We start from the raw sequence: 13,562 nt of genomic DNA, 5'->3' as shown, positions 1-13,562 counted from the left end.
ATGGGTTTAAAGAATTTTATTGAAAAAATTGAGCCGCATTTTGAAAAAGGCGGCAAGTGGGAAAAGTGGTATGCGCTTTACGAAGCAGCAGCAACTATTTTCTACACGCCGGGTCACGTCACTAAAGGCACGACTCACGTAAGAGATAACATCGACCTGAAACGTATTATGATCATGGTGTGGTTCGCTACTTTTCCTGCCATGTTCTGGGGTATGTGGAACGTTGGTTATCAAGCACAGATCGCTCTACAGGCAGGCATGAGCCTTCCTGATATGTGGCAGGTCGACTTCTTCCAGTTCTTTGGCGGTGCAATAACCCCTGAGACCGGAATCTTCGGCTTAATGTTCTATGGCGCTTGCTTCTTCTTACCAATTTACGCCGTGACCTTTATTGTCGGTGGTTTCTGGGAAGTTTTATTCGCTACAGTACGTGGTCATGAGATCAACGAAGGATTCTTCGTCACTTCGATCCTTTTCGCTTTGATCCTGCCAGCAAAAATACCGCTATGGCAAGTTGCTCTAGGTATTTCTTTCGGTGTGGTTGTCGCTAAAGAAATCTTCGGTGGTACTGGTAAGAACTTTATGAACCCTGCGTTAGCGGGCCGTGCCTTCCTATTCTTCGCTTACCCAGCGGATATTTCAGGTGAAACGGTTTGGGCAGCTGTCGACAGCTTCTCTGGCGCAACACCATTAGCGGCGGCTGCAGCAGGCTCTATTACTGACTACAGCATCAACGCTAGCTGGTGGGACGCGTTCTTAGGCCGTATTCCAGGCTCTATCGGTGAAGTATCTACATTGATGCTTATCATTGGCGGTCTCTTCATTATCTACATGCGAATCGCTTCATGGCGCATCGTTCTAGGTGTCTTGTTCGGCATGATTGCAACCAGTTACATCTTGAACGGCATTGGTAGCGAATCGAATGCTCTATTTGCGATGCCTTGGTACTGGCACTTAGTCACTGGTGGTTTCGCCTTCGGTATGTTCTTCATGGCGACAGACCCAGTATCTGCAGCATTAACCAACAAAGGTAAATGGATCTTTGGTGCCTTGATTGGCTTCATGGTCGTTATGATTCGTGTGGTTAATCCAGCATTCCCAGAAGGTATGATGCTAGCAATCCTATTTGCTAACTTGTTTGCACCGTTAATTGACCACTTTGTAGTTCAATCGAACATCAAACGGAGGACTCGTCGTAATGTCTAAGAAAGAAAGTCCTATCAAAACTATTATTGTTGCAGTTATTTTAAGCTTGGTGTGCTCCATTGTTGTCTCTTTTGCAGCAATTCAGCTTAAACCAGCTCAGGAACTGAACAAAGAGTTAGACCGTAAACGTAACATTTTGATTGCTGCAGGTTTGCTTGAGCAAGGCGGAACTAAAGCAGAGATTGAAGAGTTGTTTAAGCAGGTTGAAACTAAAGTGGTTGACTTATCAACAGGTGAAATTGTTGAGCCACCAAAAGACTTTAACCAACGTCAATTTGCTAAAAATCCTGAAACTAACAAGGTTTTAGAAGGTAAAGCAGATATCGCTGGCATTAAAAAGCGCTCTCAACTGGCTAACGTTTACTTAGTGCGTGATGGTCAGAAGTTGGACACTATTATTCTTCCAGTACACGGTTATGGTCTTTGGTCTACGATGTATGGCTTCTTAGCACTAGAGCCAGACACAACTACAGTTGTTGGTTTCAAATATTACGAGCAAGGCGAAACATCTGGTCTTGGTGGTGAGATTGAAAATCCATCGTGGTTGGCACAATGGCCTGGCAAAGAAGTTTTAAATGAGCAAGGCGAGCCAGTGATTAAACTAGTCAAAGGTTCTGCTCAGAACGAACACCAGGTTGACGGCCTTTCTGGCGCAACATTAACCAGTAACGGTGTTGAGAACACCATGACCTACTGGTTAGGTGAGGATGGCTTTGGCCCATTCTTAGAACGAGTAAGAGCGGGAGAAATTTAAGATGGCATTTGATAAACAAGAAGCCAAATCGGTCTTATTTTCACCGATTTTCAATAATAACCCGATTGCGTTACAGGTACTGGGTATCTGTTCTGCACTAGCGGTTACCAGTAAGCTAGAAACGGCTTTGGTTATGAGTTTAGCTTTGACCTCGGTTATTGCTTTATCTAACCTGCTAATCAGTTTGATTCGCAACCAGATCCCTTCAAGCATCCGAATTATCGTACAGATGACGATTATTGCGTCATTGGTAATCTTGGTTGACCAACTATTGAAAGCCTATGCTTATGAGGTCTCTAAGCAGCTCTCGGTCTTCGTTGGCTTGATTATTACCAACTGTATCGTGATGGGTCGAGCAGAAGCTTACGCCATGAAGAATGGTCCTTTCATGAGCTTCTTAGACGGTCTAGGTAACGGTTTGGGTTATTCCGTCCTCTTGATTGTCGTCGGCATCATTCGTGAGTTGTTAGGTACTGGTGAGCTTTTAGGCTATACAATCCTACCATCGACAGCGAATGGCGGTTGGTACGAAACAAACGGTATGTTGGTTCTTCCAGCAAGTTCATTCTTTATTATTGGTTTCCTAATCTGGGCATTACGTGTCTGGAAGAAAGACCAAGTGGAGGATAAAGAATAATGGAACATTATCTATCATTATTTATTCGCTCTGTTTTCGTAGAAAACATGGCATTAGCATTCCTTTTGGGAATGTGTACTTTCTTAGCAGTTTCAAAGAAAGTTCAAACGTCAATTGGTCTTGGTATTGCGGTCATTATCGTACAAACCATTACGGTACCAGTGAACAACTTGATCGTTCATTATTTACTGGCAGACGGTGCATTAGCGTGGGCAGGTTTCCCTGAGGCCGACCTGAGCTTCTTAGGCTTGATTGTCTATATTGGCGTTATCGCGGCTTTGGTACAAATCCTTGAGATGACTTTAGACAAATTCTTCCCAGCTCTGTATCAATCATTAGGTATCTTCCTGCCGTTGATTACCGTGAACTGCGCCATCATGGGTGGCTCGCTATTCATGGTAGAGCGTGATTACAACTTCCCTGAATCAGTTGTTTTCGGCCTAGGTTCTGGCTTTGGTTGGGCGCTAGCGATCGCTGCTTTGGCGGGTATTCGTGAGAAAATGAAGTACTCTGATGTACCAGACGGTTTGCGTGGCTTAGGTATTACCTTTGTTACCGTAGGTCTTATGGCTATCGGCTTCATGTCGTTCTCTGGTATTAAATTGTAATTTATAAGGAAACAACTAATGACTGAGATTATTCTAGGCGTTGCCTTATTTACCGTAGTTATCCTTGCCCTTGTGCTGATCATCTTGTTCGCGCGCAAGCAGCTGGTTGCTACTGGTGACGTTACAATCAACATCAATGACGACGCTGATAAGTCAATTACCACTGAAGCTGGTGGTAAACTACTTGGCGCACTCGCAAACAATGGCATTTTTGTCTCTTCTGCTTGCGGTGGCGGTGGTACTTGCGGTCAGTGTATCTGTAAAGTAACTGATGGTGGCGGTACTATCTTGCCGACTGAAGAAAGCCATATCACTAAGCGTGAGGCAGCCGAGGGTTATCGTTTATCGTGCCAGGTTGCGGTTAAGCAAGATATGAAAATCGAAGTACCAGAAGAAGTCTTCGGTACTAAGAAATGGGAATGCGAAGTTATCTCAAACGATAACAAAGCGACCTTCATTAAAGAGCTTGTGTTACGTATTCCTGATGGCGAAAGTGTCCCTTTCCGTGCTGGTGGTTACATTCAGATCGAATGCCCTCCGTACAAGTTAAAATACAGCGAATTCGATATTCCTGAAGAGTATCGTCCTGACTGGGATCAGTTTAAATTGTTCGACGTTGAAGCTGAATCAAAAGAAGAAGTGATTCGTGCTTACTCAATGGCTAACTACCCAGAGGAAGAAGGCATCATCATGCTTAACGTGCGTATTGCAACGCCTCCTCCGCGTGACATGTCATTACCAGCGGGTAAGATGTCATCGTACATTTGGAACCTTAAAGAAGGTGACAAAGTTACGATTTCGGGTCCTTATGGTGAGTTCTACGCCAAAGATACTGACGCTGAAATGGTGTTCATTGGTGGTGGTGCTGGTATGGCGCCAATGCGTTCACACATTTTCGATCAGTTACGTCGTATTAAAACTGACCGTAAAATTACCTTCTGGTATGGAGCACGTAGTAAACGTGAAATGTTCTACGAAGAAGACTTCGATATGCTTGCTGAAGAGAATGACAACTTTAATTGGCATGTCGCGCTATCCGATCCTTTACCGGAAGATAACTGGGAAGGTTATACAGGCTTTATTCATAACGTTTTGTATGAAAACTACCTGAAAGACCACCCTGCGCCGGAAGATTGTGAATTCTACATGTGTGGACCTCCAATGATGAACGCTGCATGTATTAAAATGCTTGAAGATCTTGGTGTAGAGCCTGAAAACATCCTTCTGGATGACTTTGGTGGCTAATCACTACTAACTCTTCTAAAATAGGCGACCTTGTGGGTCGCCTTTTTTATACCCGTATCTTTTCGACCGTAATACGTCATTATATAGGTTTGTTGTTATGCGCCTTTTATTAACGCTATCGCTAGTACTGTTGTGCTTATCTTGCACTGATGAAACTCAATACAGCAAGATTACAGGTAACACTATGGGCACCACCTACAGTGTTATCCTTGAGTCCGAGCACGTTTCACCTCAAGACGTATATAAAGATATCGAAATTGAGCTTAAACAAATCAACCAGCTGATGTCGACTTATATACCTGATAGTGAAATTAACCGGTTCAATGCACTACAAGATGCATCATGCTTCCGCTTTTCCAGCAAGACCTGGGAAGTGCTTCTTGCGGCCCAAAAAGTCTATCAAGAAACTGATGGCGCCTTTGATATCACATTAGGCCCACTAATTTCTCGTTGGGGCTTCAATGCAGAAGAATATGAACAGAAAGTTCCTAGTGACAGTGAAGTTCAAGCATTACTCTCACAGGTCGGCACAGATAAGCTTGAATTTGATCGAGTTAACCAGTGCATTAGCAAAAAACATCCCAGCATCACAATAAACTTATCTGCCATAGCAAAGGGTTATGGCGTCGATAAAATTGCCGACATCGTAGAACAACACAAGGTGGAAAATTATCTTGTTGAGATAGGTGGCGAAACCAAAGCCAAGGGCGTCAACCCTAGCGGTTCTGTTTGGCGGGTAGCGATTGAAAAGCCAGTGAGTATTACTCAACAGAAGATGCTCGTCGTTAGCCTAGCAGACACCTCAATAGCTACCTCTGGTGATTATCGAAACTACTTTGAAGTCGATGGCAGGCGTTTTTCTCACACTATTAGTCCCAAGACCGGATTTCCTGTGACGCACAGTCTCACTTCTGTTTCTGTTATACACCCCGAGAACATGTATGCCGATGCGTATGCTACCGCTTTAACTGTGATGGGTTCAGATAAAGCACTTTCATTCGCTAAAGCACATAAACTGCCAGTGTTTTTGATCAGACATGGTGAGAGCGAGCTAGAAACGCTTCAAAGTACCTATTTAGAACCTTTTGTACAACAACACTAACCTGTAACTGTGCTTGCTGAGCTCATCAGCCCAGCAAGCTAAGCATACCATTAGAATGATGGCTCCATTCTAATTCCTGGGTGTAAATATCCACCACACTTAAAGCTCACCGTTAAAATGTAAGGCGACGGACCACTGGCTGACTGTATCACGACATTGAACTCAGAGATATTATGGTAGTAAGGGCTACCGTACATCACTGCACCACCATTGTCTGTTGTGTCAACTTTATTGGTACAACGGGCATCTAAGATAGGCAATAGTACGCCGCTTGATGAACACTGTGATAACGACATACTGCCGCAGTTTACAGTTTCAGTTCCATCAAAGTACTGCTCATACGGATCATTATGATTGCCGTGGTTATACTCTTGTGCTTGAGCCAGGTTGGCAAAACTTACTAATATAAAAGCTAAGACATATTTCATGATTACTCCTAAAATGTGATTAAGGACTTTTAGGCTATCAGTAACCATTTGTTTTATTGATCGATTTTAAGGTCGAAACAGGGCAAGTTTGGGTATTTACCCATTTTTACCAATTGCTTACAGCCCTGTCTCATTGGTGTATTTTTGCACTATTATCAGCCCTTAGCTTTATGGTAAAATACACCTTTATGATGCAGTTAAATCACACTTATGAATAGCACTTTTCTCTTAGCTTTCGCACTATTTATCGCCGTTATAATCATTATGGCGGTGGGCTATATATTCCAGCAGAAACGTATCAGCGGCAGCTGTGGTGGGCTAGACGCTCTAGGAATTGAGAAAGCTTGTGACTGTGAGAAGCCTTGCGCGAAGAAGCGTGCTCGCTTAAGAAATAACGAGCACCGATTAGATATTAGCGTCATTGAAGAGTAAACACTCTATATCTTAGGCGTCCCTATGAGAAATGCTGGAACGCCTTAAGAATACTTTGTCTCGAAATCATACCCACCAACTGACTCTTCTCAACTACAGGGTACATTCGGCAGTTATCTTTTAAATATTTTTCTGCTACATCAGCAATGCTATCATCAGGATGTACCGTTCTTACATCTTTTGTCATTCTATCCATTACTCGATCACCTAAATCGCCATGGTAAATCGCACTGAGGACGGTGTGTAAACAATCTTTTTCAGAGAGAAAGCCAACCAAACGGTTATGGTCATCTAGTACTGGGGCCCCAGTCAAGCGATACTCCATCATGGTTTGAGCAGCTTCAACGACATCAGTTTCAGGCTTTAAAGTTATCATGGCTGAAGTCATATAGTCCCGCACAGTGACAGACTTAAGCATAGGCCGCGCTCCTTTTTTGTAATGTTAATTTTAGTCTTTCTTTGATAGTAGCTTATTTGCTAGAAAAAACAAAGCCCGGTATAAACCGGGCTTTGTTTGATTAATAACTATCAGTGATAATTATTTTTTAGTCTCTGCGTGTGCTTCTGCACGACGGTTAAGAGCACGACCATCAGATGTTGAATTGTCCGCGATTGGACGCTCTTCACCGTAGCCTACTGCGCTTAAACGCGAACCATCAATACCAAAGTTATTGATCAAGTAGTCTTTTACAGAGTTTGCACGACGCTCAGATAGGCCTTGGTTGTACTGGTTAGAACCAGTGCTATCCGTGTGACCTTGGATTTGAGCATTAACGCTTGGGTACTGACGTAAGAACTCAGCAACTTTCGCAATCTCAGAAACCATTTCTGGCTTAATAGCATACTTGTCGACGTCGAAGTTTAGACGCATGTCTACAACAACTTCTTCTTTAGGTTCAATCTTACAACCTTTTTCGTCAACTTTAGCACCAGCTTCTGTTCCTGGGCATGCATCTTTATAGTCAGCAACACCATCGCCGTCGCTATCTAATGCACAACCATAGGCGTCAACTGCTGCGCCCGCTGGAGTACCTGGACAACGATCGTTTGCGTCAATTACGCCGTCGCCATCCGAGTCTTTAGCTTCTTTCTTTGGCTCAACTTTTGGAGCAGCGGCTGCACGCACAGTTTCACCGAAGAACATACCAATGTTGAAGTATGTCATTTTGTCATCGCCACGCTCACCTGAATCTAGGAAATCGTAACCAAGACGCATGAAGACATCATCGTTAGCAAAGTGCTGGATACCAACACCTACTTTGTAAAACTCATCTTCAATCGACGTAGCATACTGATCGTATTTATCGTTATGCTTACCGTAACCGACTTTAATGAAAGGGTGAGTTTCAGTACTACCCATCCAGCTTGTATCATTGTATTGGAAATCCAAACCATAGGTGATCAAGTCTGGGCGAGTACCGTTAGGGTGACCTAAACCATCCGTGTAATGATAGTTACCTTCAACCTGCCAGTTCTTGTTGAATATCCAACCAAAGCCTGTGTTGCCACCCACTCTTTCTGGAGTTTCATGGAAAACATCTAAATCAAGAGTGTGTACACCAAGGTATCCATAAAAACCATGGCGATCTTTCACTTCACCTTCACTTGCAACTGCAGTTGAGCCTAAAGCCAACATACATGCTGCTGCGATTAGTTTCTTTTTCATAGTTTTGCCCTCTTCCTTTTTCCTGTGTTTAAAGAGTAAAGCCATTATACATGAAACAATAACTTACACTCCAAAATATACGCAACTTTGTACAATTTTACAATTTTCTACATCAGCTGCTTTACTTCATTTGCAATCAAATTTGCATTACTTTTTGCTACGTTTTTATCGGTAGCTTCAACCATAACTCTTATCAAAGGTTCGGTACCAGACTTTCGAATTAGAACTCGACCTTCATCATTAAGCTCTTTCTCAACACCCTTAATAACGGCCTTTAATTTTTCGTTTTGTAAAATGGAATCAGCATCTTTTACTCTGACGTTGATCAATTCTTGCGGGAACAGTACATGAGAGTCCGAAAAATTTGATAACGTTTGCTGTGTCTCTGCCAAGGCTTTTAAAACCTGTAACGCTGCAACGACACCATCACCTGTTGAATTATAATCCAAACAAATGACGTGACCCGACGACTCTCCACCAATGTTCCAACCATTCTTTGTAAGTGATTGCATAACGTAACGATCACCGACCTTTGTTCTTTCAAATTCAATGCCAGACTTTTTAAAATCAACCTCAACCGCCATGTTCGTCATCAACGTTCCAGCGACACCGCCTTTAAGCTTCCCTTCATCTTTTAGGTACTTTGCTAGCAACCAAATGAGTTGGTCACCATTGACTAAGCGTCCTTCATTGTCGACCATCATTACGCGATCTCCGTCGCCGTCAAATGCTATGCCTAAATCAGCTTGATTATCTAACACTGCCGCCGACAGGGCCCCGGTAGAGGTCGCGCCACAATCAAGGTTGATGTTTAGACCATTCGGCTTATTACCAATCTCAATGACTTCTGCCCCCAACTCTTTAAAAACATGTGGAGCAATGTGATAAGTGGCTCCATGTGCACAATCTACCACCAGTTTCTGTCCTTTTAATGACAAATTATTGGGAAAGCTGGCTTTACAAAACTCAATGTAACGAGCTGCAGCATCACCAATTCTATATGCTTTCCCCAGCTTATCGCTTGCCAATGTTGTCATATCTTGGTCAAGTAACGACTCGATCTTTAGCTCCACATCATCTGGGAACTTGGTACCGTCGGCTGAGAAAAATTTTATCCCATTATCATGATAAGGATTATGCGATGCACTGATCACGATGCCTGCATCAGCACGAAAAGTTCTCGTTAGGTAAGCTATGGCAGGAGTTGGCATTGGGCCCACTAATAAACTATTCACACCCGCTGCGGTTAACCCAGCTTCCAGAACAGATTCAAACATGTAGCCCGAGATGCGAGTATCTTTGCCAATAACCACGCTTCCTTTGTTACCCAAAGCCTGCCCTAGCGCCCAACCAAGTTTTAGCACAAAGCCAGGTGTGATTGGGAACTCCCCTACAGTGCCTCTAATGCCATCTGTACCAAAATACTTTCTTTCGCTCATTTGATTGTTCCTGTTCTTATAACTATTTATGCTCAAATGCACTTATAATTTTCAACGCTTGCACAGTTTCTTTCACATCGTGCACTCGTAAGATTTTTGCACCTTTAATTGCAGCATAGCTGGCTGCGACAACGCTCCCAATTAAACGCTCAGGTATCTCTTCTTGCAACATCTCACCGATCATTGTCTTACGTGAAACACCAACTAAAATCGGGCAACCTAATTCATGTAGCTTGTCCAGTTGTCGCATCAATTCAATATTATGCTCTAATGTCTTTCCAAAACCAAAACCCGGATCAATAATAATTCTTTTTGTATCGATACCATTCGCTTCGCATTCTGCAATCCGATTTCTTAACATGAGCTGAACTTCATTCAATACATTATTGTACCGTGGATTCTTCTGCATTGTCCGAGGTTGACCTTGCATATGCATTAAACAAACATACGCATTGCTTTTTAATAGCACATCAACAGCACCCTCTTCTCGGAGCGCCCTCACATCGTTAATAATATCTGCACCGCAAGTAAGAGCCTCAGCCATCACCTGTGGTTTGCTAGTATCAACTGAAACTACCGCACCGAGTGATTTAGCAGCTTGTACTAAAGGAATAACTCGACTCAGTTCTTCCTCTACGGTCACTTCAGATGCTCCTGGGCGCGTTGATTCACCACCGATATCAATGATGTCAGCGCCATTCTCCAGCATCGCCTCTATCTGACCCAGAGCCTTATTCTCATCCAAGAACTGCCCACCGTCAGAGAAAGAGTCCGGTGTCACATTTAATATCCCCATTACCAAAGGTCTGGGCGAATTCAATAGTTTTCCCAACATGATTCTCTCTGCTTCTATATAAAAAAAGGGCCCTGCAGGACCCTTTAAGTATTAATCGTCACTCTGACGTGGTGTTGGATTATTTTCCGGTTCCTTTTTTTCTTCACCACTCTCCTGACCATCCTCTGACTTTTTATCTGAGTCATAATCCGATGGCGTACTTTTATCAGACCATTCAGCGGGAGGTCTAGGCTCGTCACCCTTCATAATGTCATCAATCTGTTTTGCATCAATGGTCTCATACTTCATTAGAGCTTGCGCCATAGCGTGAAGTTTATCCATATCTTCAGTTAAGATGTTTTTCGCCCGCTCATAGTTACGATCGATGATATCGCGTATCTCGGCATCAATCATTCGAGCGGTATCATCAGAAATGTTCTTATGCTGCGTTACAGAACGTCCCAAAAACACTTCGTCTTCGTCTTCAGCATAAGACATAGGTCCCAGCTTTTCAGACAAGCCCCACTTAGTCACCATGTTACGAGCGATGTCTGTCGCACGCTCGATATCATTGGAAGCACCCGTTGTCACTTTATCCGCTCCGTTCAGTAGCTCTTCAGCAATTCGCCCACCAAACAATGACGATAGCTGGCTTTCTAAAGCTTCCTTTGACAAAGAGTACTTGTCCTGCTCAGGCAAATACATCGTGACACCCAGCGCGCGACCACGTGGAATAATACTCACTTTGTATACAGGGTCATGACTTGGAACGCGCAGACCCACAATTGCGTGACCCGCTTCATGGTAAGCCGTATTTAATTTCTCTTCTTCGGTCATGACCATCGAGCGACGCTCAGCGCCCATCAGAATTTTGTCTTTCGCCTTCTCGAACTGCTCCATGCCTACGGTGCGCTTATTATCACGTGCAGCGAATAAAGCCGCTTCGTTAACAAGGTTTGCTAAATCAGCACCTGAGAACCCAGGTGTACCGCGAGCAATTAAGCTTGGCTCAACATCATCACCCACAGGAATCTTACGCATGTGAACTTTAATAATTTGCTCACGACCTTTGATGTCCGGTAAGCCAACAATCACTTGGCGGTCGAAACGTCCAGGACGAAGTAGTGCTGGGTCAAGAACGTCAGGACGGTTGGTTGCTGCAATCACAATCACGCCTTCACCACCTTCAAAACCATCCATTTCAACCAAAAGCTGGTTTAAGGTTTGCTCACGCTCATCGTGACCACCACCTAGGCCTGCGCCACGATGACGGCCAACGGCATCAATCTCATCAATAAAGATGATACAAGGCGCATGCTTCTTTGCTTGCTCGAACATATCACGAACACGCGAAGCACCAACACCTACAAACATTTCTACGAAGTCTGAGCCTGAAATAGTAAAAAATGGTACTTTTGCTTCACCGGCAATGGCACGTGCCAGTAAGGTTTTACCCGTACCTGGAGGGCCGACCATTAAAACGCCACGAGGTATTTTGCCGCCCAAGCGTTGGAATTTACGTGGATCACGCAAGAAGTCGACAAGTTCACCCACTTCTTCTTTAGCTTCTTCGACGCCAGCAACGTCAGCAAAGGTTGTCTTCACTTGGTCTTCGCTCAGCATGCGTGCTTTGCTCTTGCCGAATGACAAGGCGCCACCGCCTTTGCCACCGCCTTGCATCTGACGCATAAAGTAAATCCACACCGCGATTAAAAGCAGTATCGGGCCAAAGCTCAGCAAGAAAGTACCGAAACCGCCACTTTCACGCTTCTTACCTGAGTACTGAACTTTGTTCTCCAACAAAATCTCATTCAGTTTGCCGTGTCCACCATCCGGAATTTCGGCGCGGATATTACGGTTCGAACCCGTTTCACGGCCAGACACAACAATGTCGTTAGGGTTGATGACGACATCATCAACTTCCTTGGCCTCAATCTTTTCTACAAATTCAGAAAAAGGAATTTTACTATCGTCGAGCTGCTTCTCCTGAATGGCATCAATGACAACGAATAAAATTACCGCTGCGATAACCCAAAATAGTATGTTTTTTACTAAATCGCTCAAAATTCGAACCTCAATTGTGACAGATTCCTGTCTTTACTTTCTGACTCAGTATTATGCCATGCTTCGTAGCATTAATAAGCCTAATTGCTTAATAAATCTAGCTTTTTAAAACTAGTCTCGTAACAAAACGTAACACATTCCATAGTTTTACCGCCTTAGTTTAGCGGTGCATCACCCTTTAAAGCCGACCGCCACAACGTATACTTCTCGAGAACGCGCTCGCGACGCATCTGGCTTTCGGATCATGACTTTATCAAAGCTTTGCCTACATTGGCGAATATATTCATCAAAACCTTCGCCTTGGAACACTTTAACCACATAATTCGCGCCTTTCGATGACACTTCTTTTGCCAGCTCTAACGCTAGTTCAGCCAAGTACATTGCCTTCGGCTGATCGATGGCATCCATCCCACTCATATTGGGGGCCATATCCGATAATACAAGGGTCGCTTTGTGTTCACCGATCATCTCTAAAAGCTCATTCAACACGGACTCTTCTCGAAAGTCCCCTTGAATAAAATCAACATCTGGCAAGGGATCCATCGGCAGGATATCCAATGCAAAGATTTTACCTTTAGAGCCTACCTTATAAGCGGCGTACTGTGACCAGCCCCCTGGTGCCGCGCCAAGATCGACGATTGTGCAGCCGGGCTTCATTAAGCCGTATTTTTTATCTAACTCTTCCAGCTTATACACAGCGCGCGAGCGATAGCCGTCCTTCTGTGATTTTTTTACATAAGGATCATCAAAATGCTCTTTCATCCAACGCTGGCTGCTTTTTGTACGAGACATGTCGTAGAAAATCACTTGTATTCGGTAAAACAAGTCTCTATTGTACCGTTTTTAAGGTAAAATAACTGCAATTCTCACTATTAAGTTCATCAAATGTCTCAATCTAAACAAACACCTTTAAGTAAGACGCAAATCAAGTTCTTGCGCAGCAAAGCACATAACCTCAAACCAGTCGTCATGATTGGCGATAAAGGCCTGACAGAGAACGTTCTCGAAGAAATTAACTTGGCTCTTAATCATCATGAGCTGATAAAGATCAAGGTTCGTGCAGAAGAGCGTGAAGACAAAAAAGCTATCATAGAAGCCATCTGCAAGGAGACCAAGGGCCAAGAAGTTCAAGTTATTGGGCATATTTTAGCCTTGTATCGTCGCTCAGATGATGTAAAAATCATACTACCTAAATAAATCGCAAAG

General features: G+C 43.7%; 15 protein-coding genes. 8 read left to right on the top strand and 7 right to left on the bottom strand.

Translation table 11 applies throughout. The features are described from left to right. The 6 genes from KFK88_RS02780 (at position 1) to KFK88_RS02755 (ending at position 5,552) form a co-directional block, all read left to right on the top strand. Positions 1–1,206, top strand: coding sequence for an NADH:ubiquinone reductase (Na(+)-transporting) subunit B (locus tag KFK88_RS02780; protein WP_223577132.1), 1,206 nt, complete (start codon positions 1–3; stop codon positions 1,204–1,206). Further along, positions 1,199–1,960, top strand: coding sequence for a Na(+)-translocating NADH-quinone reductase subunit C (locus KFK88_RS02775; RefSeq protein WP_223577131.1), 762 nt, complete (start codon positions 1,199–1,201; stop codon positions 1,958–1,960). The genes KFK88_RS02780 and KFK88_RS02775 overlap by 8 nt, the downstream gene beginning before the upstream one ends. 1 nt (position 1,961) lies before the next feature. Next, positions 1,962–2,597, top strand: coding sequence for an NADH:ubiquinone reductase (Na(+)-transporting) subunit D (locus KFK88_RS02770; protein WP_223577130.1), 636 nt, complete (start codon positions 1,962–1,964; stop codon positions 2,595–2,597). After that, complete coding sequence (gene nqrE / locus KFK88_RS02765) at positions 2,597–3,205, top strand: NADH:ubiquinone reductase (Na(+)-transporting) subunit E (protein WP_223577129.1); 609 nt, start codon at positions 2,597–2,599, stop codon at positions 3,203–3,205. The genes KFK88_RS02770 and nqrE overlap by 1 nt, the downstream gene beginning before the upstream one ends. Positions 3,206–3,223: 18 nt before the next feature. Then, the gene (nqrF, locus tag KFK88_RS02760; RefSeq protein WP_223577128.1) at positions 3,224–4,450 is read left to right on the top strand and encodes an NADH:ubiquinone reductase (Na(+)-transporting) subunit F; all 1,227 of its coding nucleotides are present in this window, start codon (positions 3,224–3,226) and stop codon (positions 4,448–4,450) included. 97 nt (positions 4,451–4,547) lie between these two features. Further along, entirely contained in the window at positions 4,548–5,552 is a 1,005-nt protein-coding gene (locus KFK88_RS02755) for an FAD:protein FMN transferase (protein WP_223577127.1), read from the top strand. A gap of 50 nt (positions 5,553–5,602) precedes the next feature. Here KFK88_RS02755 and KFK88_RS02750 read toward each other — a convergent pair whose 3' ends face one another. Then, positions 5,603–5,980, bottom strand: a complete 378-nt coding sequence (locus tag KFK88_RS02750) for a hypothetical protein (RefSeq protein ID WP_223577126.1) — start codon at positions 5,978–5,980, stop codon at positions 5,603–5,605. Between the two features lie 210 nt (positions 5,981–6,190). Between KFK88_RS02750 and nqrM the strand changes: the two genes are divergently transcribed. Continuing rightward, on the top strand, positions 6,191–6,412 hold the full coding sequence (gene nqrM / locus KFK88_RS02745) for a (Na+)-NQR maturation NqrM (RefSeq protein WP_223577125.1): 222 nt from the start codon (positions 6,191–6,193) through the stop codon (positions 6,410–6,412). 22 nt (positions 6,413–6,434) lie between these two features. On the opposite strand, the gene KFK88_RS02740 is transcribed toward nqrM, so the two are convergent. The 6 genes from KFK88_RS02740 to rlmE all read right to left on the bottom strand — a co-directional run bounded on the left by KFK88_RS02740 (position 6,435) and on the right by rlmE (position 13,148). Next, positions 6,435–6,830 (bottom strand): CBS domain-containing protein, encoded by a 396-nt coding sequence (locus KFK88_RS02740; protein ID WP_223577124.1) that lies wholly within the window; start codon positions 6,828–6,830, stop codon positions 6,435–6,437. Between the two features lie 120 nt (positions 6,831–6,950). Beyond that, positions 6,951–8,078, bottom strand: coding sequence for an OmpA family protein (locus KFK88_RS02735; RefSeq protein WP_223577123.1), 1,128 nt, complete (start codon positions 8,076–8,078; stop codon positions 6,951–6,953). 107 nt (positions 8,079–8,185) lie between these two features. Next, positions 8,186–9,517 (bottom strand): phosphoglucosamine mutase, encoded by a 1,332-nt coding sequence (gene glmM / locus KFK88_RS02730; protein ID WP_223577122.1) that lies wholly within the window; start codon positions 9,515–9,517, stop codon positions 8,186–8,188. A gap of 22 nt (positions 9,518–9,539) precedes the next feature. Next, positions 9,540–10,352, bottom strand: a complete 813-nt coding sequence (folP, locus tag KFK88_RS02725; protein ID WP_223577121.1) for a dihydropteroate synthase — start codon at positions 10,350–10,352, stop codon at positions 9,540–9,542. A gap of 51 nt (positions 10,353–10,403) precedes the next feature. Continuing rightward, the gene (gene ftsH / locus KFK88_RS02720; protein ID WP_223577120.1) at positions 10,404–12,356 is read right to left on the bottom strand and encodes an ATP-dependent zinc metalloprotease FtsH; all 1,953 of its coding nucleotides are present in this window, start codon (positions 12,354–12,356) and stop codon (positions 10,404–10,406) included. A 171-nt stretch (positions 12,357–12,527) separates the two neighbouring features. Next, positions 12,528–13,148: a 23S rRNA (uridine(2552)-2'-O)-methyltransferase RlmE gene (rlmE, locus tag KFK88_RS02715; protein ID WP_223577119.1), complete on the bottom strand. Its 621-nt coding sequence runs from the start codon at positions 13,146–13,148 to the stop codon at positions 12,528–12,530. A gap of 93 nt (positions 13,149–13,241) precedes the next feature. Between rlmE and yhbY the strand changes: the two genes are divergently transcribed. Continuing rightward, positions 13,242–13,553, top strand: coding sequence for a ribosome assembly RNA-binding protein YhbY (gene yhbY, locus KFK88_RS02710; RefSeq protein WP_223577118.1), 312 nt, complete (start codon positions 13,242–13,244; stop codon positions 13,551–13,553). Positions 13,554–13,562: the final 9 nt, after the last annotated feature.

The sequence above is a fragment of the Kangiella taiwanensis genome (genome assembly GCF_020005165.1).
Taxonomy (GTDB): Bacteria; Pseudomonadota; Gammaproteobacteria; order Enterobacterales; family Kangiellaceae; genus Kangiella; species Kangiella taiwanensis.
This window is presented reverse-complemented; position numbering and strand designations above follow the sequence as displayed.